The sequence below is a fragment of the Pseudoduganella sp. RAF19 genome, assembly GCF_052114165.1.
In the GTDB taxonomy this organism is placed as follows: domain Bacteria; phylum Pseudomonadota; class Gammaproteobacteria; order Burkholderiales; family Burkholderiaceae_D; genus Rugamonas.
Map to the genome: position 1 here is coordinate 61,276 of NZ_JBFREF010000011.1, position 24,844 is coordinate 86,119.

Genomic DNA, 24,844 nt, shown 5'->3' on the forward strand with positions numbered 1-24,844 from the left:
TTATATTCCGCCTCGCAAGTTGTCTGATTAACTCGGCGGTTCATACCTAACGTGGTATTTTACGCTTCTTAAAAAATTTTTGGCTAGAGCAACGCTAGCTTTTGCTCTTATAAACATATTCATGCTGTTACGCATTTTCCGTTTCTTTTCAATATTTCCCTTGCCTGTTCTGCACGCACTCGGCGTAGGGCTGGGCTGGATAGTTTATGCGCTTTCCCCCTCTCATCGCCGCCGCATGCAGGCTAACATGGCCCAAGCCGGCTTTTCCACACATTTGCACCAGGCTGTATCCGAAGCGGGTAAAGCCATCGCCGAATTGCCATTTATCTGGTGCGCAAATCCCGACCGCGTGTCGCGCAGCGCCAACATCGAAAATTGGGAACTGGTCCAAAAGAATCTGGATGCCGGCCGCGGCATTGTATTTTTGACTCCCCACCTGGGCTGCTTTGAAATCACGGCGCAGGAAATCGCCCACCGCACCGAGCTGATGGTGATGTACCGTCCGCCGCGCCAGGCTGCCCTGAAGCCGCTGGTCGAAGGCGCCCGCGCGCGCAAGAATCTGCTGCTGGCGCCGGCCACGATGAGCGGCGTGCGCCAGCTGGCCAAGTTTTTGAAGAAGGGCCAGCCGATCGGCCTGCTGCCCGACCAGGTGCCGCAGGAAGGTGAAGGCGTGTGGGCCGACTTCTTCGGCCGCAGCGCTTACACCATGACCCTGCCGGCCAAGATGGCGCAGCTGGGCGATGCGGTGGTCATCATCGTCTACGCCGAGCGCCTGCCGTCCGGCAAAGGCTTCACCGTCCGTTTCGTGCCTTTCGAAGGTTCGCTGGAAGGCGACACTGCCGCCCAGGCCCGCTCCATCAACTCCGAAATGGAAAAGCTGATCGCGCGCTGCCCTGCCCAGTATTACTGGAGCTATAACCGCTACAAGGTGCCGGCCGGCGTGGCCGCACCTTCGCAGCAGGAGGCGGCATGAAGCTTCTGCTGGGTTTCATGTGGCTGATGCACTGGCTGCCTCTGCCGGTCCTCGGCCGCCTCGGTAACGGGATCGGCTTCCTGCTGTTCTACATCATGACGCCGCGCCGCAAGATCGCCCTGATCAATCTGCGCCTGGCCATGCCGGAAATGTCCGAAGCCGAACGCCGCAAGTTGGCGCTCGCTCACTTCCAGGCGTATTCGCGCAGCGTGCTGGACCGCGGCATCCTGTGGTGGGCCTCCGAAAAGCGCCTGCGCCGCCTGATCAGGATCGAAACCAGCGCCGGCATGCCGCCGGGTGAAGTTCCCGTTGCGCTGTTGACCGGAAAACCGACCATCATGCTGTGCCCGCACTTCGTCTGTCTGGACGTGGGCGGCGCTTCGATTGCAATGGAAGCGAGCGCTTCCTCCATGTACGCGCCGCAGAAGAACGCGGTGTTCGACGAGCAGCTGCGCGCTGGCCGCGCCCGCTTCAAACCGGTCAAGCTGTTCACCCGCAACGACGGCATCAAGCCCATCCTGCGCGCGATGAAAGAACATCTGCCCTACTTCATGCTGCCCGACATGGACTTCGGCGAAAAGGACGCGGAATTCGTACCCTTCTTCGGCATTCCCGCCGCCACGTTGACCGCCACGGCCCGCATTGCAGCGGCGGCCGGCGCGCAAGTGGTGCCGGTAATTGCTACTTTCCTGCCAAATTATCAAGGCTGGCGCGTCAAATTCTATCCGGTGTGGGAGAATTATCCTGGTACCGATATGGTGGCCGCCACCCGCCGCATGAACGAATTCATCGAAGAGCGTGTGCGCGAGGCGCCAGCGGAATATTTTTGGACGCACAAACGATTCAAGACGCGTCCCAATGGCGAACCGTCCTTCTACTCAGATATCAAATGAAGCTCAAATTCACCAAGATGCATGGCGCTGGCAACGACTTCGTGGTCATCGACGCCATCAATCAGCAGATCGACTTCTCGCCTGAACAGTGGAAATCCCTGGCCGACCGCCGTTTTGGCGTGGGCGCGGACCAGATGCTGGTGGTCGAAAAATCCGCCGTGCCCGGCTGCGATTTCCGCTACCGCATTTTCAATAACGACGGCGGCGAAGTGGAACAGTGCGGCAATGGCGCGCGCGCGTTCGTCAAGTTCGTATCCGAAAAAGGCCTGACTTCGGCGCGCAAGATTTCAGTGGAAACCTTGTCCGGCGTGATTGCGCCGCGCCTGGAAGATGATGGCAGCGTGACCGTGGACATGGGTGCGCCCGTGCTGGAACCGGCGCTGGTGCCGTTTGATCCGGAAGGCCTGCAGGGCCGTGCGCAGGGCCGCGATACGCTGTGGCCGCTGGTGCTGGAACTGGGCGGCAACCGCGAGACGGTGGAAGTGTCGACTGTCTCGATGGGCAATCCGCATGCCGTGCAGGTGGTGGCGGATGTGGAAACCGCGCCGGTGGAGCTGACCGGTCCGCTGATCGAACATCACACCCGCTTCCCCAAGCGCGTGAACGCGGGCTTCATGCAGGTCATGAACCGCCAGCACATCAAGCTGCGCGTGTTCGAGCGCGGCGCGGGCGAGACGCTGGCTTGCGGCACGGGCGCTTGCGCGGCCGTGGTGGCGGGCATCCGGCGCGGACTGCTCGATTCCCCTGTGCGCGTGGATGCCCGCGGCGGCCAGTTGTCGATTGCGTGGGCGGGCGAAGGCGAGCCGGTGTATCTGACCGGGCCGGCCGTCACCGTCTTCGAAGGCGAAATCACGGTCTGAGCGATGGCGGATCAATGATCCGTCCTACGCTGCTACCGTAGGGCGGGTCATCGACCCGCCGATTCATGCGGCGGCGAGTTCGTCGCTGACGGCGGACATGACCCAGGTCTTGAAGCGGTACAGCCGCTGGCGGTAATTGCCTTCCGGCCCGGCGGGACTGCAGTCCACCTGCTCGAACAGGCGCACGATGCGATCGAGCGCCTGTCTTTGCTGGGCGCTGCGCACCAGCACCAGGCGGCGCTTGCTGCGCCCGTAGTAGGCGCGAATATCGACCACCAGGCAATGGCCGTGGTCGGCCGTCTTCACATCCAATAACAACGCTTCAGCCCTGGTCAGCCGGAACATCGCGGCCAGCTCGATGCGCGCCGCCAGCAAAGGCTGGCTGGACAACAGCTCGCGCGTGAGCTGCGGCAGCAAAGATTCCGCCCAGCCCGACGGCTCCGGCGACGGCGCAATGCGTTGCAGCGCCGCTTGCGCCTCCGCACTGCCTTGCGCGGCCGCCTTCTGCAGCCAGTACGCTGCCTTCACATCGTTCTGTTCATCGCCGCGCCGTGCACGCCAGGCGTGGATGCCGCACTCCAGCTGCGCGCCGCTGTGGCCCATGTCGGCCGCGCGCTCCAGACAAGCCTGGGCATCGCGCAAGCTGCGCTGGGAAAATTCGGGGCGGGTATAAATACGCGACATCGCGAACCACGCATCCGCTAGGCCCTGCTCGCCCGCACGCGCCAGCCAGCGCAAGGCGCGCTTGAAGTTGACCGTGCTCTCGCCGGGATCGACGCGGTCGCCATCCGTGTTCATGCGCGCCAGCGCCAGCCCGAGCGCCAGCTGCGCCGTGCGGTCGCCGGCCTGTGCCGCTTGCTCGCGCTGGCGTGCCAGTTCGGCGTCCGAGACGTCCTGCGGCAAAGCGTGTGCGTCGATGCCCGTATCCGCCAGCCGCTGCGGCGCTGGCGGCGCTGGCGCGGCGACAGGCTCCAGCCGCGCCAGCAAGTGCTGGGCGCGCGGCCCCGGCTGCTTCGCCAGCAAGCCGTGTGCGATGCCGCGCCATTCCGCCTCGCCTTCCAACGCCGGGCCGGGCTCCAGCAGCAGTTCGGCCAGCACAAGCAGCGCCTGCAATTCGCCCGCCGCGGCCGCGCGCGCATACAGCGGCAGCGCGAGATCGCGGCAGTTCCTTGCATGTTCAAAGGAAATGTGGCGGCCGACCAGTTGCCAGGCTTCGGTCATGCCCTGCCCGGCGGCGCGGCACAACCAGTGCAATGCCGTCGGCGGGTTGCGGGGCAGGCTGGCGCCGCCGAACAAATACAGCTTGCCCAGCGCCAGTTGGCATGAAGCGTCTCCCGACCGTGCCCCCCTGATAATAACTAGCTCTTCACGATTCGCCATCGTTCCACTAACTATTCCGGTTCCAAGAAAAGGCTGCAGTCCAGTGTAGCGATGCGCCTGTTTGTATGACGCATACAACTCACTGTTTCTTTGATTTATGACAAATGTGACAGCCCCAGCTTTCGGCTACCTTACATATCGGAAATTAGAGGTTGAAGTGGCCACATGAGCAGCCTGTTAAGCGTTTCAAAAATACAACAAGTTCGGACAATTCCGTCGCTTTAGACCAATAAGCGTGACCATAATCGACCAATACCGCGCGGTTGACGAAGCCTCGCATTAAGGTTTCTTCATCCGAGTGTATGAGACGCACGTGGATCTGACCGACATACTTATAAAGGAAAGAACGATGAAGAAATCCTTAGTGGCCCTGGCCTTGATGGGCGCCTTCAGTAGCGCAGCTTTCGCACAATCGTCCGTCACTATCTATGGCACGCTGGATGCCGGTATCAATAAGACCACCAATTCCGCCAACACTGCCGTCCTCGAAGGCAAACGCGACAACAACAAACTGGGCTTCCGCGGCGTGGAAGATCTGGGCAGCGGTCTGAAGGCGCTGTTCCAGCTCGAAATCCGCTTCGAGCCTGATACCGGCACGATCGAAGGCGTGTCGCGTCCGCTGTTCCAGGGCCAGAGCCGGGTCGGCCTGCAGGGCGGCTTCGGTACCGTCCGCCTGGGCCGCGCTCTGACCGCGCTGCAGGAAACCACCATCGCCTACGAACCCTGGTCCGGTATGCCGAACCAGGCCGGTTTCCAGACCGACCTGATGGTTGCAGGCTACCGCACGGCATTGGCCGGCTCCGGTTCCGACCCGCTGGGTGTGGCCGGCAACTCCGGCAACCGCTTCGCCAACGCAGTCTGGTACAACACGCCCGTCTGGAACGGCTTCCAGCTGAACCTGAACTGGGCCGCCAAGGAAAACAACGGCCTGGCGACTGCCCTCATCGGCCGCGGCACAGCTGCCGCGCCGCAGTATCCGGTCGGCTCCCTGGCGTCCGCCAACCCTTACTCCGTCAGCGCGACCTATACCGACACCGGCAGCACCCTGCCGCGCTACTCGGTCTATGTGGGCGCCGAGCGCAACGCGGTGGAAGTGAAATGGTGGTCGGTCGGCGCCTTCTATCGCCCGATGCCGGACCTGAAACTGATGGCCAGCTACGGCAAACAGGACCTGGGCCATATCGTCGCCGTCAACGACACCATCGATGCCTGGGTGCTGGGCGCCAACTATAACCTGGGCCCGGGCAAGATCCTGTTTGGCTACGGCCAGAAGAAGCCGGATGGCCAGCTGAAGACCAAGCAAGTGTCGGTCGGCTACGAATACAACCTGTCGGCCCGTACCTATCTGTACATCGACCTGTCGCAGAAGAAGATTCCGCTGACGGTGACCTCGACCGACACCTCCAACCAGAACCACTACGCTCTGGGTATCCACCATAATTTCTAAGCGGCTAGCCAGCCACTCAGGCGGACCTCGGGAAACCGGGTCCGCTTTTTTTAAACCCGCCCCCCGGGATCAGACCCGAGGGTCTGACCCTGGGTTCGGGTTAGAATGTGGCTTGCCATAACTAGATGTACTAAACAATGACCGCTATCCTGGATTCCGCCGCCGTCGCGCAATACCTGGCCGACCACCCGCACTTCTTCGAAGAACACGCCAATTTGCTGGGCGACGTGAAGCTCTCCAGTCCTCTGACCGGCCGCGCCGTGTCGCTGCAGGAGCGTCAGATGGAAGTCATGCGCGACAAATATAAAGCGCTGGAACTGCGCCTGTCGGAACTGACCCGCCACGCCCAGGAAAACGCGACCATCGCCAACCGCTTCCACAGCTGGAACCAGGCGCTGCTGCAAGTGCGCGACATCGCCGACCTGCCGAGCGCCGTGACCGAAGGCCTGATGAACAGCTTCCACGTGCCGCAAGCCACGCTGCGCCTGTTCAACGTCGCCGAAGACTACGCCGGCGAATGGTTCGCAGGCGACGCCAGCGAAGATGCGCGCCTGTTCGCCAACAGCCTGATGGCGCCTTACTGCGGCGGCAATAACGATTTCGAAGCTGCGCGCTGGCTGGCAGATGCCGAGCACATCAAGTCCGTGGTGATCCTGCCGCTGCGCAAGCCGGGCGTGAAAGGCGCGGCCTTCGGTCTGCTGGTGATGGGCTCGCCCGATCCGGAACGCTTCACTTCGCTGATGGCGACCGACTTCCTGGTCCACATCGGCGAAACGGCCAGCGTCGCACTGGCCCAGCTGCAGGACTGACTATGAGCAGCAAGCTGGACGCGGCCGATGCGTACCTGACGCACCTGGCCACCCAGCGCAAACTGTCCGCGCACACGGTCGCCGCTTACGGCCGCGACCTGCGCGAACTGGCCCAGCTGTCCGGCGACAAGGACTGGGCCGGCCTCACCCAATTCGATGTGCGCCGCTACACGGCCCAACTGCATTCGCGCGGGCTGGATGGGCGCTCGATTGCGCGCAAGCTGTCCGGCTGGCGCGGTTTCTTCGAATGGCTGGGACGCAATGGCGGTGTCAGCGCCAATCCCGTCGAAGGCGTGAAACCGCCCAAGCGCGCCAAGACCCTGCCCAAGGCGCTGTCAGTCGACGACGCCGTCAATCTGGTCAATCCCGCTATTCCGCGCGCCGACTCCAACGCGCCCGCCCGCCTGTGCGACAAGGCCATGTTCGAGCTGCTGTATTCCAGTGGCCTGCGCGTGTCCGAACTGGCGGGTCTCGATGTGCACTACCGCAAGGCGGAGGCCGGCCATCCCGCATCGGTGGGCTGGTTTGAGCGCGACAACGCAGAAGTGGTGGTGACCGGTAAAGGCGGCAAGATGCGCCGCGTGCCGGTCGGCAGCGCCGCGCTGGAGGCCATCACCGCCTGGCTGGCCGTGCGCCAGCCGCCAACCGATGGCAGCCACGCCCTCTTCCTCAGCGAGCGTGGCACGCGCGTATCGCCGCGCGTGATCCAGATGCGCCTGAAGACGCACAGCCTGGCCGCAGGCACGCCGGTGCATGTGCACCCGCACATGCTACGCCACAGCTTTGCCTCGCATGTTCTGCAATCGTCCGGCGATTTGCGCGCGGTGCAGGAAATGCTGGGGCATGCCAGCATCACCTCGACCCAGGTCTACACGGCCCTGGATTTCCAGCATCTGGCGCTGGTCTATGACAAGGCGCACCCGAGAGCTAAAATCAAATAAGGCGGATTGATGATCCGCCCTACTTGATGTATATCAATTGCCGCGTTTGCCAGTGTTAAAGAAATTCATGCATAATCGTCCGATTCTTAAAGCGGCGAGCTGAACATGGCACTGATTCCTACTACCATCCTGACCGGCTTTCTCGGCGCAGGCAAAACCACGCTGCTGAACCGCATTCTGCAAGAGCAGCACGGCATGCGCATTGCCGTCATCGAAAACGAATTTGGCCAGGAAAACATCGACAACGAAATTCTCGTGCAGGAAAGCCGCGAGCAAATCGTTGAAATGAATAACGGCTGCATTTGCTGCACCGTGCGCGGCGACCTGATTATCGGCCTGACCGATCTGGCGAAAAAACGCGCTGCCGGTGAAATCCAATTTGACCGCGTGGTGATTGAAACCACCGGCCTGGCGAATCCTGGCCCAGTGGCCCAGACCTTTTTCATGGATGAAGAAGTGGGCAGCCACTACCTGCTGGACGCCATCGTTACCGTAGTCGACGCGCGCCACGCCATGCAGCAGCTGGACGACAACGAAGAAGCCCAGCGCCAGGTGGGCTTCGCCGACAAGATCCTGCTGTCGAAAACCGACCTGGTCGATGAAGCGGCGATCGCGGAACTGATCGCGCGTCTGAAGCGCATCAATCCGCGCGCCCCGATCGGCAAGAGCGACTTCGGCCGCGCCCCGATCACCGAGGTGCTGGATCTGCGCGGCTTCAACCTGAACGAAAAGCTGGAAATCGATCCCGACTTCCTGCAAGCCGAGGAACACGACCACGATCACCACGATCACGACCACGAGCACGGCGAACACTGCAATCACCCCAGCCATGCGCATGACCACCACCATGCCCATCACACGGATGAAATTGCCGCCTTTGTGTTTAAAAGTGAACGTCCGTTCGATCCCGCCAAGCTGGATGAATTCCTGGGCGGACTCGTCAATGTGTACGGCCCTCGCATGTTGCGCTACAAAGGCGTATTGTTGATGCAGGGCGCAGAAAGGAAAGTTGTATTCCAGGGCGTACACCAGTTGATGGGGAGCGACCTGGGTGCAAAATGGGGCGAAAACGAGACACGTGGAAGCAAAATGGTGTTTATTGGCAAAAATCTTCCAAAAGACATCTTTATTGGCGGTCTTGAACAATGTTTGGTATAAACTAAGACGTTTTTTTTGAGCCGTAACGCTGCAATTTGAAAACTCTGTCGTATCGAAGGTAAGCGAAGTCATGACAAAAGCAAACAAATCGACCCCCGCCGCAGCAGAAGCTCCAATCCTCACCGAAGAAGAAATTCTGAAGATGAGCGATAAGGACTATATGAATCCGGCCCAGCAGGCGTTTTTCAAAGCCAAACTCCAAGCGCTGGAAAAGGAATTGCTCAAAAATGCCGGCGAAACCACTGAACACCTGCGCGAAACCGTGCTGGTGCCAGACCCTGCCGACCGCGCCACCATCGAGGAAGAGCACGCACTGGAACTGCGTACCCGCGACCGCGAGCGCAAGCTGCTGAAGAAAGTGCAGCAATCGCTGATCGCCATCGACAATGGTGACTACGGCTGGTGCGAGGAAACGGGCGAGCCGATCGGCATTCCCCGCCTGATCGCGCGTCCGACCGCAACCCTGTCCCTGGAAGCGCAGCAACGCCGCGAGCTGAAACAGAAGCTGTACGGCGACTAAGCGCACTGTTGACGAAAAAAGCACGCCGTGGCGTGCTTTTTTTTGCCTCTGAGATACACTAACAGTCCCATGGGACTTTTTTCGATTTTCAAAAAGAACAAGGCTGGCGAAATCGTCGAGGATGACGAGGCCGCCGCACGTCTGGCCGCGGACAGCGAACTGGAACGCCAGCGCGCCTCCGCGCAAACGGAGTTGCAGCGCGATATCGCCCGTGCCACCGCCATGAAGATCGACGCCATTGAGGCGGCGATGGCGGCTGACATCTTCAACGAGCCGGAGCCGGCCTGGAAACGGCCTCGCCCCAACCTTCCGGCTACGGCAACCGCCAACGGCAATACCCTGCCCATGCTCGACCAGCACACCACCGAGTTGCTGGGCGACGACGAAACCCCGCTGGAGGCCGCTGCGGCCGAAAGCGCGCCCATCGTCGAGGAAATCGCCATCCTGTACGCCAACGGCCAGACCGATGCCGCGCGCCAGATCCTGGCCGCCAGTCTGCGCGAGTCCGGCGCCACGCAGGACCGCACGCCGTGGTGGATGCTGTTCGATCTGTACCAGGTGCTGAACGACCAGATGGCGTTCGACGACCTGTCCATCGATTACGCCAGCAAATTTGAAACCTCGCCGCCGTCCTGGGCGCCGCTGCCGGCCGAAGCGCCTGCCGCTGCCGGCGCCGGCTACACGGGCCTGACGCCGACCGTGGCCGTAGCCGGCGTGCTGGATAGCAGCATCGCCGTCCAGCTGGCCAAGGTGGATACGGCCCCAAGCCGCCTGCCGCTGCGCTTCGACTTCAGCCGCGTCAACGGTGTCGCACCGGAAGGCTGCGGACTGCTGCTGGACGCCCTGCGCAAAGCCCAGGCTGGCCAGCGCGAGCTGATCGTGGCCGCTGCGGCCGAACTGGCGACGCAGGTACGCGCCATCCTCGACGTGGGCCGCCGCGACGAAGGCGAAGCGCCCTGGCTGCTCTATCTCGAACTGCTGCGCCTGCAAAACCGCGAGAAGGATTTCGAAGAGGCCAGCATGGACTATTGCGTCACCTTTGAAGTGTCGCCGCCGCCCTTCGTGGCGCCGACCAAGGTGGCCAATGCGCCCAAACAGGCCGCCTCCGGCGCGTCCGACCGCTTCATGCTGCCGGCCGTGATCGAAGGCGATCTCACCGGTTTAATCACCGCCATCAGCGGCTATGCTGATCAATACCCGGCCCTGGTGTTCGATTGCTCGCGCCTGGCCCGCATCGAATTCGGCGCGGCCGGCCAGTTGCTCGCCAAGCTGCAGGAGCTGGCGGTGGACGAGCGCCGCATCGAATTCCGCGATGTGAACCACTTGGTTGCAGCACTCCAGCGACTCCTGGGGTATGCTGATATCGCGCGGTTGTTCCCTCACCGATATTAGCGGCTAGCTCAGCCGCGTCTTGCATTCCCCTCATCCGGCCGCATATTTGCGGCTGGACGCCTGAACGCGTCATAACATTGAGGCAACTATGGAACAATTTCACGGTACGACCATTCTGTGCGTGCGCCGCGGTAAGCAAGTGGCGCTGGGCGGCGATGGCCAGGTAACCCTCGGCAATGTCGTCATGAAGGGCACCGCGCGCAAAGTGCGCAAGCTGTACCAGGGCAAAGTCCTGTGCGGTTTCGCTGGCGGCACCGCCGACGCATTCACCCTGCTCGATCGCTTCGAAGCAAAACTGGAAAAACACCAGGGCAATCTGCTGCGCGCCTCGGTTGAACTGGCCAAGGACTGGCGCACCGACCGCGTGCTGCGCCGCCTGGAGGCCATGCTGCTGGTGGCAGACAGCGAATCGACCCTGGTCATTACCGGCAACGGCGATGTGCTGGAACCGGAAAATGGCGTCGGCGCCATCGGCTCAGGCGGCTCCTATGCCCAGTCCGCCGCTGTGGCGCTGGCACAGAACACCGATATGGCGCCTGCCGAGATCGTCAAGAAATCGCTGACCATCGCGGGCGAGCTGTGCATCTACACCAATCTGAACCACATCATCGAAACCCTGGACTAAGACTATGAACATGACTCCTCAGGAAATCGTCGGGGAACTCGACAAGCATGTGGTTGGCCAGGGCAAGGCCAAAAAGGCCGTGGCGATCGCGCTGCGCAACCGCTGGCGCCGCCAGCAGGTGGAAGAACCGCTGCGCCATGAAATCACGCCCAAGAACATTCTGATGATCGGCCCGACCGGCGTCGGCAAGACCGAGATCGCGCGCCGACTGGCCAAGCTGGCCGATGCGCCTTTCATCAAGGTGGAAGCGACCAAGTTCACCGAAGTCGGCTACGTGGGCCGCGATGTGGACACCATTATCCGCGACCTGATCGACATCGGCGTGAAGCAGACCCGCCAGTCTGAAATGGCCAAGGTACGCGCACGCGCCGAAGATGCCGCGGAAGACCGCGTGCTGGATATCCTGCTGCCGCCGCCGCGCGACTTCGGTTTCCCCACCACGCAGACCACCGAGGCGCCCGCCAACGACACCACGCGCCAGACCTTCCGCAAGCGCCTGCGCCAGGGCGAGATGGACGACAAGGAAATCGAAATCGAGCTGGCCGAGCAAAGCCCGCAGATGGAAATCATGGCGCCGCCCGGCATGGAAGAAATGACGGAGCAGATCAAGTCCATGTTCTCCGGCATGGGCGGTGGCCGCAAGAAGGCGCGCAAGGTCAAGATCAAGGAAGCCATGAAGCTGCTGCTGGAAGAGGAAGCGGCCAAGCTGGTGAACGAAGACGAGATGAAGCAGAAAGCCATCCAGAACGTGGAGCAGAACGGCATCGTGTTCCTGGACGAAGTGGACAAGATCGCGTCGCGTTCGGAAGTGGGCGGCGCCGACGTGTCGCGCGCCGGTGTGCAGCGCGATCTGCTGCCGCTGGTGGAAGGCACGACCGTCAACACCAAGTACGGCATGATCCGCACCGACCACATTCTGTTTATCGCATCGGGCGCCTTCCATCTGGCCAAGCCTTCGGATCTGATCCCTGAACTGCAGGGACGTTTCCCGATCCGCGTGGAGCTGGAATCGCTGTCGATCGCCGACTTTGAACGCATCCTGACCAGTACCGACGCTTGCCTGACCAAGCAGTATGAAGCCCTGCTGGCCACGGAAGGTGTTAAGCTGGTGTTCGCACCGGAAGGCATTACCCGCCTGGCGGAAATCGCCTTCCAGGTCAACGAGCGCACCGAGAACATCGGCGCGCGCCGCCTGTACACGGTAATGGAAAAGCTGCTGGAAGAAATCTCCTACTCGGCGACCGAAACCAGCGACAAGGAAATCACCATCGATACGGCTTATGTGAACCAGCGCCTGGATGCGCTGTCCGTCAACGAAGATTTGTCGCGCTACGTGTTGTAAAAGAGGCGGTAATGGCAAACAAGCAGCTGGCAACCCGGCAGAAGATGCGGATTCGCGTCGAGCCCTCGCAAAACTTTGGCAAGCCGCGCAATCCGATTGCGCAGTTGGCCAAGGCACGCGCGGCGGGGCCGCACGACAAGAACCGCACCACGGCCGACCGCCAGGCTGGCCAGGCCCTGATCCGGAAAAAGCTCAGCGGCTCGGATGACGAGTAAGGCCACCTTCCGCGTCGGAGACTGGACCGTCAACCGCTTGACGGGCGAGCTTTCGCGCGAAGGCGCCAGCGTGCGGCTGGAAGAGCGCACGCTGCGTCTGCTGGTTTGCCTCGCCGATCACGCCGGCGAAGTTTTGTCTTCCGATGAACTGCTGACGCACGCCTGGCCGGGCGTGGTCGTTTCGCCCGACTCGCTGTACCAGGCCATCACCGCCCTACGCCGCCAGCTCGGCGATGACGCCCGCAAGCCAAGCTACATCGTCACCGTCCCCCGCCGCGGCTACCGCCTTATCGCGCCCGTGAGCGCATCGGACGCCGCCTCCATCGACCTGCCCGATGCCGCGCAACCGGCCAAGGCCGCGGCACCATCGCCGCACGTTGCAGCCGCGGTGCTTCTGCCGGGCCCCCGGCAGCGCATGCGCCGCCGCGCGGCGATTGCCCTCGGCGCCACACTGGCCTCGGCTGGCCTGGCCGCTTTCACCCTGCGCGCGCCTGCCGGCCCCGCGCCGGGCAAGGCGCATTCCATCGCCGTGCTGCCTTTCCTCGACCTGACCGACGACATGAACGAAGAACCGTTCGCCGACGGCGTCAGCGAAGAGCTGATCACGAAACTCAGCAAGCAGCCCGGCGTTGTGGTTGCCCCGCCCGGCGCGTCCTACTACTACAAGAACAAGCACGAAGCGGCCGCCGAAGTCGCCAAGGCGCTGCAAGTCGCCTATGTGCTCGATGGCAGCGTGCGCAAGTCCGGCAGCGCGCTGCGTATCGCCGCGCGGCTCACGCGTGCCGCCGACGGCTTCGTGGTCTGGTCGGACAGTTACGACCGCACGCCCGGCGACAAACTCGCCATTCAATCGGAAATCGCCACCGCCGTCAGCCAGTCCGCCGCAGCCAGGATTCAGCGAGTGCCAGCGTTGAGCATGGCCTCCTGCTGCGCCTCCGTATCCGGCCCTTGCGCAGCCTCCAGCTGAATCTGCACCATGATTTCATCGCTGATCAGATCCGGATAGGCCCCCAGGCCAAACTCGGAGCGCTTGACGATGCCGGTCGCCGTGATGCCGACCGAGGGCTTCTTGCTGACCTGGTTCATGCCCATCTTGTTGACCCGCAATTGCAGCGCCACCGGCCGCGTCACGCCAGCCAGCGTCAAATCGCCATATAGCACCCCACTCATCCCGTCGCGCTGCTCCACGCGCGTGCTGCGGAATTTGATGACAGGCTGCTTGAACAGCGACATCCACGCATCATCATCGCGGATCTGGCCATTCCACAAGCCATCGCCCATATCCAGCATGCGCGTCGGCATGCTGACCATCACCGATGATTTCGACCAGTCCTCGTGATCGAACAAAAAGCTGCCCGGCTCAATTTTCAAGCTGCCCGTCACGGGAATAAAGCCTTGATGCTCCAGGCTGAAACTCACTTTCGACAGCTTGCTGACGATGGTGTAAGTGACCGGCATGGCCTGCGCAGCGGTGGCAAACAGCATGGCAGCACAAAAAACGAGACGACGCATACGAACTCCTGGTGAAGTGAATGGAGTTCCCTTTGTAGCAAGCGCCTGCAGCAAAAGTCCTGAAAACGATCTGAATAGTTCTGAATTTCGCTGAATATGGCATGATGTGAGACAGCACCAGCTCACCAGAGAGGAGAGGGAATGAACAGAAAAGTCATCGCATTGGCCACCTTGCTGGCAGCTCCCCTGCTCGCCCACGCAGGCAGATTGGAATACCGCGTCACCGCATCGGGCGACTCCTCGTCGTTCGAATGCGTCGAGACCAGTAGCAATGTCTGCGTGCTGACCGTCGGCACACCCGGCGACCCGAAGGCGGAAAAGATCCCCGTCGAGAAAGGCGCCAGCACCAAAGTGCCGAATCCCAAATTCGACCGGAAATACTGTGTGTCCGTGAAAGAGGCCGAATGGCCCAAGTGCCTTAGCGACCGCAACTCCGGCGAGCTGACGCGCTCCACGTCATCCAGCCAGGTCTGGCTGGACGCTGAACGCAACTGATTACCAGACCGGCCCGAGGAACAGGTACATGGTCTGTTCCCCATTTTTGGTCGCACCTGCGCCGAGATAGAGCGGGCCGAATCGGGTTTCAACTGCGAGGAACAGGCTGCCTGCCTGCTTGAGTGCACTGCCCAAGGCATCGGGCCTGCGGTCGAAGCCACCGCCCATTTCCAGCGAAAAGCCCGCACGCAACGTACCGCCGAATGCGCTCGGCAAGGCGCCGATCTTGCGCGCCACGACCACCCGCGAGAACAGCACAGTGGGTTCCTGGATCGAATCCGTCTTGGTACCCGATAGCCGCAGGAAGCCACCAAGGTTGATCGGCGCAGCGCCCGCCCGTGCGCGCGCCCATTCGGCCAGGAAGTGTCCCGCCCAGTCGTCGTAATGGAATGCGAACAAAGCCGATGCGCCCCAGTTGGCTTGCGTTGCGCCCACATTCGACGCACTGCCCGGCGTACTTTCGCGCCCCAGGTTGATCAGCATGCCGCGCGTCGGAAAGCCCAGCGAATCGAGCGTATCGACGCGGAAGCGCACGAAGCGCACGGTATCGCTCACCTTCTGATCCGGGGCACTCGGATCTTCGGGCAAGATGGTGTGCGCCGTGTAGCGCTGCTTCTGCACACCCACGCTGATATCCCCCCAGTTGCCGAACTCGCGGCCGATGGCCAATGAGCCGGTGCGCACGTTGTAACCCACCCGCGCCTTGCGCAAGCCGCTGCTGTACAAGTCCGAGATGGTTTCGCCAATCTGCGCTGACGGCATCACATACCATTTGGAGCCGGCGCCCAGCGGCTGCCACCACTGCACACCAACGCCACGCACATTGCCGATACGCGCTTCCGTGCGCAGCTCGCCGCCCCAATCGTTCATGGACGAATGCACGTGCATCAGTTTGATGGCAAAGTCGTTCGAGTCGCGGAAATCGCTGGCCAGTTCGAGGCCAACGCGCATGCGGTTGCGCGCCCATTCGGCCTCCGTGGCGCGAATGGTCACTTCGCGCTCGCCGTCCTTGTCCTGCACCTCGGTTTCCACGCGCGCCAGATCGCCACGGCCGTACAGCGTGACCTCAGCCTGGCGCACATCCTCGCGCGTTACGGGCTGGCCCGGCTCGAGGCCGGACTGCTTCTTCAGAATCTCCGCGTTGATGTGCTGCGTGCCCTGTACTTCCAGCTTCGCCAGCCTTTTCGGCCGGTCGGTTTCGCCCGGACCGGCCAGACGCATCGCCTCCAGGCTGGCATATTCTTCGGCCGGCACGGCCAGCGCCGCCAAGCGCGGCGACAGCTCGCGCGCTGCCTTTTCGCCGGCCGCGATGGCGCGTGCATAGGTGCTGAAGTCGAGGAAGCTGACGCCGGTCAGGTCGGGCGCGATCAGCAAATCCTGCGGACCAAGTTCCTTGATCGAACGCTGCACATTCTGCTCGGTGAGGATTTGCAGCATCTGATTGGCGACGCCAAGCGCGCTGCCCAGTTCTTTTTCCGGCGCCAACGGCGTGCCGACGTTGACGGCGATGACTACATCCGCGCCCATGGCGTGGGCCAGGTCCACCGGCAGATTGCGCACCAGTCCTCCGTCGACCACCAGATGGCCTTTGATACGCACCGGCGCGAACACGCCTGGCACGGCCAGCGAGGCGCGCATGGTCTGGAACAGCGGAGTGTCGTCCAGCGTCACCAGCTCGCCTGTCAGCAGGTCGGAGGCGACGGAGCGGAAAGGCAGCGGCAACTGGCCCACCGGTGTGTTGCGCGTGCCGGGCGGCAGCAGGCGCTCCAGTGCCATTTCCAGCGCAGCATTGCTGGCAGCGGCGGGCGGCAGTGTGACGCCGTTGCGGTTCAGGCCAAACTCGATGCGGGAGGGGATGTTGGCGTCTTCGTCGCGGCGGCGGAAGGCCAGCGCGTCGCGCGCGGGACGGTCGGCGACCACGCTGTCCCAGTCGGTGGTGGCAGCCATGCGTTCGAGATCGCCGATCGACGCGCCCGCGGCGTAGGCGCCGCCGACTACGCTGCCCATGCTGGTGCCGACCACGATATCGACCGGCACGTGCATATCGCGCAAGGCGCGCAGTACGCCAACGTGGGCAAAGCCGCGCGCACCGCCGCCGGACAGCACCAGCGCCACGCGCGGCCGCTTGGCGGATGCCACGGCGTCTTGCGCCAGCGCCGCCCCGTGCACGGCCAGGATGCTGCAGGCCAGGAGCAGGCGCAGGGTCTTCATGCGTTTAGCGGCTTGGATTGCCCGGCGAAGTGGTTACCGGCTGGGCGGGCGCCATTTGCGGCGGCGGTGGCGTAACCAGGCCGTTCTGGCCGGACGCCGAGCCAGTGCCCGGCTGGCCCTGTTGTCCTGGTTGCGGCATGGGCTGCGCAGGCGGCAGCGTCGCGCCCTGCCCTGCCACTGGACCAGGGCCAGGACCCACTACAGGCGCCGGTTGCGGCGGCTGCACAGGAGCAGGCACCATCGGCGCCGCTGGTGGCGCCATCTGCACTGGCGGCTGCATTGGCGTTACGCCGCCGGCGGCATTGCCTTCATCCACGGCCAGGTCGAGGCGCTTCTGGATGCCGCCTTCCATCAAAATCACAAAGCGCGGCTGCACGTCCTTGACGGTCACGCCAGGGCCGACTTCAGCGCCCACACCATAAGCCTGCGCCGGCTGGCCTTCGGTGGCGATGATGGCCGCGCTGCCGCGTCCATTGACCGCAGCGACGACGCCGCGCAGCTGGTAGTTGCTGACTTGCGCCACAGCGGTCTGGCCGCCGAACAGTCCGCGCGCTGCGTCCACATTCAACTCGGCCGCCTGCGCCACGGGTGGCGGAGCGATGGCACGCTGCTTGGGTTTGAACAATTGCAGCCCCCAGTACGCCAGCGAGGCGGACAGCGCCGCCACGGCGGCCACACTGCAAATCAAAGGCAAACGCTTCAAGTTCTTTTCTCCAGTTTCAGCGTACCAGCTGATTGATTTCGATGATCGGCATCAGCACGGCCAGCACGATCAGCAGCACCACCACGCCCATGGCCAGGATCAGGAAAGGCTCCAGCAGGCCCGCAATGGTCAGCGTGCGGCGCTCCAGGTCAGCTTCCTGCGCGCTGGCGGCGCGGTCCAGCATGGCGGGCAGTTCGCCCGTGATTTCACCCGCGCGAATCATGTGGATCAGCATGGGCGGGAAATGCTTTTGCGCCGACAGCGCACGCGCCAGGCTCACCCCCTCGCGCACGGCGTCGCTGGCCTGCTCCACCAGCGTGCGCATGGCCATATTCGATAGCGTGTCGCGGCTGGTTTCCAGCGCGCGCAAGATCGGCACACCGGAGCCGGTGGTAATCGCCAACGTACTGGCAAAGCGCGAAGTATTCAGGCTGCGTTCGAATTTGCCGTACAGGGGCGCCGTCAGCAGCCAGGTATGCCAGCGCAGCTTGAGCGCGGGATTCTGCAAGGCGCGCCGCCAGCTGACCCAGGCCGCGATCAACGCCGCCAGCACAACGAAGCCGTAATGCCGCACGAAATCGGAAATAGCCAGCATGACGATGGTCAGGAACGGCAGCTTCTGCTTGGTGTTCGCGAACACGGACACAATCTGCGGCACCACATAGGTCAGCAGGAAGATCACGATCAGGAAGGCCACCACGGTCACGATGGCCGGATAGGTAAACGCCAGGCGCACCTTCTGCACCAGCGCATTGCGGCGTTCGATGTAGTCGGCAAGGCGCGACAGCACGCGCGACAACTGGCCGATCTGTTCACCGGAGGCGACCAGCGCGCGGTAGATCTCGGCGAAGTCGCGCGGGTGGCGCGACAGAACGTCCGACAGCGAGGCACCGCCAATCACTTCGGAGCGGATGGATGCGATCAGGTCGCGCACATACTGGCGCTCGGCCTGTTCCAGCAAGGCGGTGAACGCCTGTTCCAGCGGCAGGCCAGCTTCCAGCAAGCTGGCCATCTGGCGCGTGAACAGCGCCAGTTCGGTGGTGCTCAGCTTTTCGCCGAAGCCGCGGCGCGTGGCGACGCCGCTGGCGTCCACTTGTGCCGCGATAGCATCGACCTTGATCGGCACCAGGCCTTGTGCGCGCAGGTCCGCACGTGCGGAACGCGCGCTGTCGGCATTCACGACGCCTTTTTTGCTTGCGCCATTTTCGTCGACAGCTTCGTAACGGAATGCCGGCATCGCTTAGTCCTTCGTCACGCGCAGCAGTTCGGCTGGCGTCGTGGTGCCGTTGGCCAGCCAGCGTTCGCCGTCTTCGCGCATGGTCTTCATGCCGTGCTGCTGGGCGGTGTGACGCACTTCCGCTTCCGAGGTACGGTCGTGGATCTGGCCACGGATGTTTTCGTCCGTCTGCAGCAGCTCGTAAATACCGACGCGGCCCTGATATCCCGTCATGCCGCACTTGTCGCAGCCGACGGCATGCCATTGCTGGCCGTCGAAGCGTTTGCACTCGGGGCACAGCTTGCGAACCAGGCGCTGGGCCAGTACGCCCAGCAGGGACGACGACAGCAGGAAGGGCTCGATGCCCATGTCCAGCAAACGGGTCACGGCGGACGCGGCGTCGTTGGTGTGCAGGGTCGCCAGCACCAGGTGGCCGGTCAGCGAAGCCTGCACCGCGATCTGCGCCGTTTCCAGGTCGCGGATCTCACCGATCATGATCACGTCCGGGTCCTGGCGCAGAATCGCGCGCAGGGCTTTGGCGAAGGTCATGTCGATACGCGAGTTGACCTGGGTCTGGCCTACGCCTTGCAGATCGTATTCGATCGGGTCTTCCACCGTCATGATGTTGGTGGTGGTGGAATTCAGCAGCGACAGCGCGGCGTACAGGGTGGTCGTCTTACCGGAGCCGGTTGGACCGGTCACCAGCACAATGCCGTGCGGCTGGTTGATCAGCTGATTGAACTGAGCCAGCATCTCGTCGCTCATGCCGAGATGCTGCAGATCGAGGCGGCCTGCTTCCTTGTCCAGCAAACGCAGTACGGCGCGTTCGCCGTGGCCGGTCGGCAGCGTGGAAACACGCACGTCCACCGGCTTGCCGCCCACGCGCAGCGTGATGCGGCCGTCCTGTGGCAGACGCTTTTCCGCGATATCCAATTGCGCCATGATCTTGATACGCGAGATCAGCGAACCGTGAATCGCCTTGCGCGGGCGCACGATGTCGCGCAGCGCGCCGTCGACACGGAAACGCACCACCGAAGTCTGCTCGAAAGGCTCGATGTGGATATCGGACGCGCTGTCGCGCAGGGCTTGCGTCAGCAGTGCATTGATCATGCGGATCACCGGCGCATCGTCGGACGATTCCAGCAAGTCCTCAATCGCAGGAACATCCTGCAGCAGCTTGGTCAGGTCCAGGTCCGCATCGAATTCTTCCGCCACTTGCGATGCGTCGCCGCCTGCACCCGCGTAGGCGCCGGCAATGGCCGCGTCCAGATCGGCGCGCGGCAGGTGTTTCAGGTTGACGCGGCCGAAGCGGCGCGACACTTCCGCAATGGCTGCGGGTGGTGTCGCGTTCGAAATCAGCACATCAACCGAATGCGCGTCGCCTTCGCTGGGCTGTGCCAGCACCAGGAAGTCGCGCGCAAAGGCGTAAGGCAGAAGGTTCGTCATTGCTGCTTCACTTCCGCGGCGCCGCCTGGATTGGTGACCGGCGCCGGTACCGGCGGCACAGGGCGCGCCAGCTGGCCGCCGGTCGGCTGGCCATTCACCACTTCAGGCAGCACCGGCTGGCCCAGATTCGGCAGTAGGACGGTGTTGTCCGGCTGGATCTGCTGCTGCGTGCCACGGATATAGTCGTAGCGGTCGCCGGTCAGGCTGATGCTCTGGTCCTGGGTGCGGATCACTTGCGGACGCAGGAACACCATCAGGTTGGTCTTCTTGCGGTCGCGCTTCTGGTACTTGAACAGGTTGCCGATGACCGGGATATCGCCCAGGCCGCGCACCTTTTCCACGTTGTCGCTGGCGTCGTCCTGGATCAGGCCACCCAGCACGATGATCTGGCCATCGTCGGCAATCACATTGCTCTCGATCTGGCGCGTCTTCAGTATGATACCGCTGTCCGACGTCACACTGGTGTCGATGCTGGAGTTCTCGTTGTAGATCGCCAGCTTGATGGTGCCGCCTTCCGAAATCTGCGGACGCACTTTCAGGATCAGACCCACATCCTTACGGTCGATGGTCTGGAACGGGTTGTTGTTGGTGCCGGAAGTCGTGGTGTAGGAGCCGGTCAGGATCGGCACGTTCTGGCCGACGCGAATGGTGGCCACCTCGTTATCCAGGGTGATCATGTTCGGCGTGGACAGGATGTTGGTGCCGCCCACCGTTTCCAGCGAGTGCGCCACAGCGCCCAGACCCAGTTTGCCATTGGCCAGCTGCTTGAACACGCCGATGGTCAGACCTGCGCCCGGCGCCGGCGTGGTGGCCGTGGCCAGGTTCACCAGGTTGTTGCCGGTGCCGTTCTGGAAGGACGTGCCGCCGCCTACGCGATAGGATGTGCCGCTGTTGCCGCTCAGGCCCGCCCACTGCACGCCGAACTCGGAAGCCTTGTCGGCACTGACCTCCACTACCAGCGCTTCGATGTAGACCTGGGCACGGCGCACGTCCAGCTGGTCGATTACTGCGCGCAGATTGCGGTAGACTGCTTCCGGTGCGGTGATGATCAGGGTGTTGGTCGATGCGTCGGCCTGGATGAAGCCACCGGCGCCGCCCGTGCTCAGCGACTGGCCGCTGCGGCTGCCCGTCAGTGCAGGATTGGTCGGGCCGGTCTGGCCGCCGGAAGTGCTGCTGCCCTGGTTGTTCTGGCCCAGGCCACCTTGCTGATTGTTGTTGGCGCCGGTGCCCAGCTGCGCCAGCCCGCCAGCGGCGTTGCCCTGGCCGCCGCCGGAGGTATCGCTGGACACCACGGCGCGCAGCGTTTCTGCCAGCTTGGTCGCTTCCGCGTTCTTCAGATAGACCACGTGCACATTGCCCAGCTGCGTAGTCGGCTGGTCCAGTTTCGTGATCAGGGACTTGGCCAGATTGGCGCGCGCCACTGAGGGGGCACGCAGCACCAGCGAATTGGTGCGCGGATCGGCCATCACGGTCACGCGGCCGGAATCGCCGCCGGCGCCCGGTTCCATCAGCTTGTTCACCATGGCGGCGAGGTCGCTGGCAATCGCATAGCGCACCGGGACCACGTCCAGGTCCGTCGCGGACGGCGAGTCCAGTGAGGCGATGATCTTGCCCAGGCGGGTCAGGTTGTCCGCATAGTCGGTGATGACGAGGGTGTTGTTGCCCGGGTTGGCGTTGATCGTGTTGTTCGGCGTGATCAGGGGACGCAGCACGGTCACCAGATTGGCAGCCGCTTCATGATTCAGGTGGAAGACCTGGGTCACCACCTGGTCGCCCTTCGGCGCATGCTGGCCGCCGACGATGGTCGGGCTGGATTGCAGCTTGGCTTCCGCTTCCGGCACGACTTTGGCGTAACCGTCGCCGCTGACGATGGCATAGCCTTGCAGCCGCAGTGCCGAAGTCAGAAGGCTGAAGGCCTGCGATTTGCTGACCGGTTTTTCCGACACCACCGTGATCGTGCCCTTGACGCGCGGGTCGATCAGGAAGGTGATGTTGGTGTAGTGGCCAACCGCCTTGATGACGGACTCGATATCGGCGCCGACAAAGTTCAGTGCCGCTTCATCGTTCGGGGCGGCCATCACCGGCGCGGCGGCCGGAGCCAGCGCACAGCACAGCAGCGCGGCGGCGCTCAGTCGGCGCAGCGCCGGGAGGGAGATTTTGCTTGCAGTGTGTGTCTTCATTATCGGAACTCTAGTGCAATGACGTTTTTAACGCTATTCGGACGGCGCTGGCCCAGCAAATTGAGCAAGCCCGCCAAGGTGTCTTCATATCCTGTTGCCGCTTCGGCCTGGCCGGAAAACTGCAGGCGGCCATGATCGATTTTGCCGCTCCCGCTTAGCAGCAGCGGGCCTTTCACAGAGCCGAGCAGCAGATTGGCCTGCTGGCCGTGCCAGTCCAGCGCCAGCGTGTAGCTGCCCAGCGGACGGATGGAGGTCAGGCGCGAAGCCATGTCCTGCATCTCCAGCGTGGTGCGGCCTTCCAGCGCCACAGCGTTGCCTTCGCGCGACAGTTGCAGCGAAGACCAGGACAGTTTCATGCGCCCGGTCGGCGCAAGGGTGTTCAGCGGCGCGCCCAGTCCGGCCAGGCCATCGGCCGGCAGCATCACGGCCGCCGGGCTGACCTGCCACTGGCTCAGGCCACCGCGCAGATTCACGGGCTGCGACAGCGATTCAGGATTGGACAGCTCCACATCCACGCTACCCACCAGGATCAAGGGCGACAGCTTCCAGGCAAAACGGCCCGGCAGCAGGGGCGTGACCGCATCCTTGCCGCTGGCGGCGCCGCCGATGAAGGCCGAGCCCCGCCACAGCGTACCCTGCGCGTCACCCAAGGTCAAACGGCCGCCGGTCCGGCTTTCCACCATTTCGGCCACCCACGATGCCGGGAAAAAGGCCAGCAGCGTCAATCCTGCACTGACAGCAATCGCCAACAACCACAGAAAAGCGCGCTTCATCGTGCTCCCAGGTCCTGGCGCATGGTCAGTGTGGCGTCAACCTGGCCCGGCGTGTTCTGCGCCGTGATGTTCGCTTCCTGCACCGTCAGGCGCTGCTCGCGGCGCATCGCATCCAGCCAGGCCACCAGGCCGGCAAAGGCGACACCCTTGAATTCAATCTTCGCGTATTCGCCGGTCACCGTCAGCGACTGCGTCGACAGGCCGCGGCTTTGCAGGCTGCTGTTGACGCTGTCGCGCGACATCGGCGGCGGCGCCACATTTGGCTGCGCCGCCAGCTGCGAGGCTTCGCCCGCCAGCGACTGCACTTCGGCTACTTGCTGGCGCAGCTCCGGCAGATCCTTCGCCAGCTGGGCGCGGCCGCTGAAGGCCGGATCGATCAGCAGGCCATACACCAGGCCGAAGACGACCACGCCGCCGCCAATGGCCAGCATGCGGCGCTCCTGGTCCGTGCGTTCATTCCAGAAGGCGCCGGCAGCTGCGCGGTAGCTGCCGAATTTATCGGTGATCTTGCTCATTTCTGGCCTCCCGCCTTGATCTGCCACACGCCGGGGCCGGTCTCCGTCAACGCCAGCTTGCGCGCTGCGAGCGCCGACTGCACCTGGGTCAAACCGTTCGCATCGACACTGTTCGGCTTCAGTTTCACGGTCATGCCGCGTTCCTTGTATTCCAGGCTGGCCACCACTTCGCGGTTAGGCAGCATCGCCAGCGCTTCGGCGAAAGCCGCGCTCATGGCGGTAAATTCATCACCCGACGAGCCGCCGCTGCTGGCGCGCGCGATGGAGATATTGCGGCGCATTTGCGCAGCCGGATCGCCCGTCACAGGCTGGTTCGGATAAGCGGAACGGAAAACTTGCACCATCGCCTGACGCTCGGACGCCGCTTCGCTACGCAGGCGGAACCATTCGACGTTGGCGCCCACGATGTTGACCAGCAGGGCCGCAACGGCGATGTAGACCGGCCACTTCCAGCGCTGCCAGGCGCGCGCGGAAGCCCCGCTGACGGCGCCCAGGCCGGCCGCCAGGTCCATCTGCACAGCCTTGGCGGCGGAAATGCGGTGCGCCCAGTGGTCTTCTTCGACCATGATGCCTTGCACCGACTGCGCCAGCTTTTCGTATTCCGCCCGCAGCGCAGGCGCCACATATAGCGTGACGGGTGCATCGCCAGCCAGCGCGCGCACCGTGTGCAGCGCGGCTTCCGGCTGCGGCGGCAGGGTCAGACCCATGCCTTCGTATTGGGCGCTGCGCAGGGTCAGCTCCAGGCCCGCATCGTCCACACCCAGCGCGGCGGAGGCGCCGCCCGGCTGCAGCGGCAGGCAAAGTTGGGTTGGCAGCGCGCTGATGCCATGCGCGCCCTGGGCCACCAGAGCCTTGACCAGCACTTCCAGCCAGGCGCGGTTGACCACGGCGATGACGCGCTCGCCGGCATCGCTGCTGGCAGGGGCCAGCGCCAGCACGCAGTCAGTTGGGTCGCCCAGAATCTGTTCTTCGACAAGGCTTGGCAGCGCGGCTTTCAGCTTGGCAGCGGACAGCGGCGGCACTTTCACGCGCAGCAGTGTCACGTCGGCGGCGGCCAGCAGCAGCACCACGCGGCGTGCCCCGGCAACCAGGTCGCCCAGATTGCCTAGCGCACCGGCGCCCTGCTGCATCACATTGCCGCCATCGCCCACCAGCGCGAACTGGCAGCTGGTCGGCACGCCCGTATCAGGGGCGGCAGCGGCGCGGGCCGGATACCGAATGTAGAGAGTCGTCAAAGC

Annotated in this window: 24 protein-coding genes; 14 read left to right on the forward strand and 10 right to left on the reverse strand. The window is 63.4% G+C overall.

Going from position 1 to position 24,844, the window contains the following annotated elements:
- Positions 1 to 121 precede the first annotated feature (121 nt).
- Genes AB4Z19_RS26015 through dapF form a run of 3 tightly spaced genes read left to right on the forward strand, consistent with a single transcriptional unit; the run spans position 122 to position 2,726 of the window.
- A complete protein-coding gene (locus AB4Z19_RS26015; RefSeq protein WP_442025479.1) occupies positions 122 to 973 on the forward strand; it encodes a lysophospholipid acyltransferase family protein in 852 nt (283 codons plus the stop codon).
- Positions 970 to 1,866 carry an LpxL/LpxP family acyltransferase gene (locus tag AB4Z19_RS26020; protein ID WP_442025478.1) on the forward strand — a complete coding sequence of 299 codons (897 nt, stop codon included), beginning with the start codon at positions 970 to 972 and terminating at the stop codon, positions 1,864 to 1,866. Before AB4Z19_RS26015 ends, AB4Z19_RS26020 begins: the two co-directional genes overlap by 4 nt.
- On the forward strand, positions 1,863 to 2,726 hold the full coding sequence (gene dapF / locus AB4Z19_RS26025; RefSeq protein WP_442025477.1) for a diaminopimelate epimerase: 864 nt from the start codon (positions 1,863 to 1,865) through the stop codon (positions 2,724 to 2,726). Before AB4Z19_RS26020 ends, dapF begins: the two co-directional genes overlap by 4 nt.
- Before the next feature lie 63 nt (positions 2,727 to 2,789).
- Here dapF and AB4Z19_RS26030 read toward each other — a convergent pair whose 3' ends face one another.
- Positions 2,790 to 4,106, reverse strand: coding sequence for a tetratricopeptide repeat protein (locus AB4Z19_RS26030; protein WP_442036551.1), 1,317 nt, complete (start codon positions 4,104 to 4,106; stop codon positions 2,790 to 2,792).
- Positions 4,107 to 4,455: 349 nt separating this feature from the next.
- Between AB4Z19_RS26030 and AB4Z19_RS26035 the strand changes: the two genes are divergently transcribed.
- The 10 genes from AB4Z19_RS26035 (at position 4,456) to AB4Z19_RS26080 (ending at position 13,522) form a co-directional block, all read left to right on the forward strand.
- Positions 4,456 to 5,553 carry a porin gene (locus tag AB4Z19_RS26035; RefSeq protein WP_442036553.1) on the forward strand — a complete coding sequence of 366 codons (1,098 nt, stop codon included), beginning with the start codon at positions 4,456 to 4,458 and terminating at the stop codon, positions 5,551 to 5,553.
- Between the two features lie 137 nt (positions 5,554 to 5,690).
- Positions 5,691 to 6,362 (forward strand): DUF484 family protein, encoded by a 672-nt coding sequence (locus AB4Z19_RS26040; RefSeq protein ID WP_442028202.1) that lies wholly within the window; start codon positions 5,691 to 5,693, stop codon positions 6,360 to 6,362.
- A 2-nt stretch (positions 6,363 to 6,364) separates the two neighbouring features.
- Positions 6,365 to 7,303 carry a tyrosine recombinase XerC gene (locus AB4Z19_RS26045; RefSeq protein ID WP_442028200.1) on the forward strand — a complete coding sequence of 313 codons (939 nt, stop codon included), beginning with the start codon at positions 6,365 to 6,367 and terminating at the stop codon, positions 7,301 to 7,303.
- 105 nt (positions 7,304 to 7,408) lie between these two features.
- The gene (locus AB4Z19_RS26050; RefSeq protein ID WP_442028199.1) at positions 7,409 to 8,461 is read left to right on the forward strand and encodes a CobW family GTP-binding protein; all 1,053 of its coding nucleotides are present in this window, start codon (positions 7,409 to 7,411) and stop codon (positions 8,459 to 8,461) included.
- 70 nt (positions 8,462 to 8,531) lie between these two features.
- Positions 8,532 to 8,981 (forward strand): RNA polymerase-binding protein DksA, encoded by a 450-nt coding sequence (gene dksA / locus AB4Z19_RS26055; RefSeq protein ID WP_442028197.1) that lies wholly within the window; start codon positions 8,532 to 8,534, stop codon positions 8,979 to 8,981.
- A gap of 69 nt (positions 8,982 to 9,050) precedes the next feature.
- Positions 9,051 to 10,373, forward strand: coding sequence for an STAS domain-containing protein (locus AB4Z19_RS26060; RefSeq protein ID WP_442036555.1), 1,323 nt, complete (start codon positions 9,051 to 9,053; stop codon positions 10,371 to 10,373).
- Between the two features lie 88 nt (positions 10,374 to 10,461).
- A complete protein-coding gene (hslV, locus tag AB4Z19_RS26065; RefSeq protein ID WP_442022965.1) occupies positions 10,462 to 10,998 on the forward strand; it encodes an ATP-dependent protease subunit HslV in 537 nt (178 codons plus the stop codon).
- A 4-nt stretch (positions 10,999 to 11,002) separates the two neighbouring features.
- Positions 11,003 to 12,340 carry an ATP-dependent protease ATPase subunit HslU gene (gene hslU, locus AB4Z19_RS26070; RefSeq protein WP_442036557.1) on the forward strand — a complete coding sequence of 446 codons (1,338 nt, stop codon included), beginning with the start codon at positions 11,003 to 11,005 and terminating at the stop codon, positions 12,338 to 12,340.
- Positions 12,341 to 12,351: 11 nt separating this feature from the next.
- On the forward strand, positions 12,352 to 12,555 hold the full coding sequence (locus AB4Z19_RS26075) for a hypothetical protein (RefSeq protein ID WP_442022963.1): 204 nt from the start codon (positions 12,352 to 12,354) through the stop codon (positions 12,553 to 12,555).
- Entirely contained in the window at positions 12,545 to 13,522 is a 978-nt protein-coding gene (locus tag AB4Z19_RS26080) for a winged helix-turn-helix domain-containing protein (RefSeq protein ID WP_442022962.1), read from the forward strand. The genes AB4Z19_RS26075 and AB4Z19_RS26080 overlap by 11 nt, the downstream gene beginning before the upstream one ends.
- Here AB4Z19_RS26080 and AB4Z19_RS26085 read toward each other — a convergent pair.
- Positions 13,450 to 14,067, reverse strand: a complete 618-nt coding sequence (locus tag AB4Z19_RS26085) for a YceI family protein (protein WP_442022961.1) — start codon at positions 14,065 to 14,067, stop codon at positions 13,450 to 13,452. The two genes, AB4Z19_RS26080 and AB4Z19_RS26085, sit on opposite strands and share 73 nt — an antisense overlap.
- Before the next feature lie 141 nt (positions 14,068 to 14,208).
- On the opposite strand from AB4Z19_RS26085, the gene AB4Z19_RS26090 reads away from it, so the two are divergent.
- Positions 14,209 to 14,562, forward strand: a complete 354-nt coding sequence (locus AB4Z19_RS26090) for a hypothetical protein (protein ID WP_442036559.1) — start codon at positions 14,209 to 14,211, stop codon at positions 14,560 to 14,562.
- Here the strand turns inward: AB4Z19_RS26090 and AB4Z19_RS26095 are convergent, their stop codons facing one another.
- From AB4Z19_RS26095 to gspL, 8 genes are read right to left on the reverse strand one after another with little or no spacing between them, the layout of a single operon-like run.
- Entirely contained in the window at positions 14,563 to 16,773 is a 2,211-nt protein-coding gene (locus AB4Z19_RS26095; RefSeq protein WP_442036561.1) for a patatin-like phospholipase family protein, read from the reverse strand. It lies immediately after the preceding gene.
- Between the two features lie 4 nt (positions 16,774 to 16,777).
- Positions 16,778 to 17,476, reverse strand: coding sequence for a type II secretion system protein N (locus tag AB4Z19_RS26100; protein ID WP_442022958.1), 699 nt, complete (start codon positions 17,474 to 17,476; stop codon positions 16,778 to 16,780).
- 16 nt (positions 17,477 to 17,492) lie between these two features.
- Positions 17,493 to 18,713 carry a type II secretion system inner membrane protein GspF gene (gene gspF / locus AB4Z19_RS26105; RefSeq protein WP_442022957.1) on the reverse strand — a complete coding sequence of 407 codons (1,221 nt, stop codon included), beginning with the start codon at positions 18,711 to 18,713 and terminating at the stop codon, positions 17,493 to 17,495.
- A 3-nt stretch (positions 18,714 to 18,716) separates the two neighbouring features.
- Positions 18,717 to 20,138 (reverse strand): type II secretion system ATPase GspE, encoded by a 1,422-nt coding sequence (gene gspE, locus AB4Z19_RS26110; RefSeq protein ID WP_442022956.1) that lies wholly within the window; start codon positions 20,136 to 20,138, stop codon positions 18,717 to 18,719.
- Entirely contained in the window at positions 20,135 to 22,318 is a 2,184-nt protein-coding gene (gene gspD / locus AB4Z19_RS26115) for a type II secretion system secretin GspD (protein WP_442022955.1), read from the reverse strand. The genes gspE and gspD overlap by 4 nt, the downstream gene beginning before the upstream one ends.
- Positions 22,318 to 23,091 (reverse strand): type II secretion system protein N, encoded by a 774-nt coding sequence (gene gspN, locus AB4Z19_RS26120; protein WP_442022954.1) that lies wholly within the window; start codon positions 23,089 to 23,091, stop codon positions 22,318 to 22,320. The genes gspD and gspN overlap by 1 nt, the downstream gene beginning before the upstream one ends.
- Positions 23,088 to 23,606, reverse strand: coding sequence for a type II secretion system protein GspM (gene gspM / locus AB4Z19_RS26125; protein WP_442022953.1), 519 nt, complete (start codon positions 23,604 to 23,606; stop codon positions 23,088 to 23,090). The genes gspN and gspM overlap by 4 nt, the downstream gene beginning before the upstream one ends.
- Entirely contained in the window at positions 23,603 to 24,841 is a 1,239-nt protein-coding gene (gene gspL / locus AB4Z19_RS26130; protein ID WP_442022952.1) for a type II secretion system protein GspL, read from the reverse strand. Before gspL ends, gspM begins: the two co-directional genes overlap by 4 nt.
- Between the last annotated feature and the right edge of the window lie 3 nt (positions 24,842 to 24,844).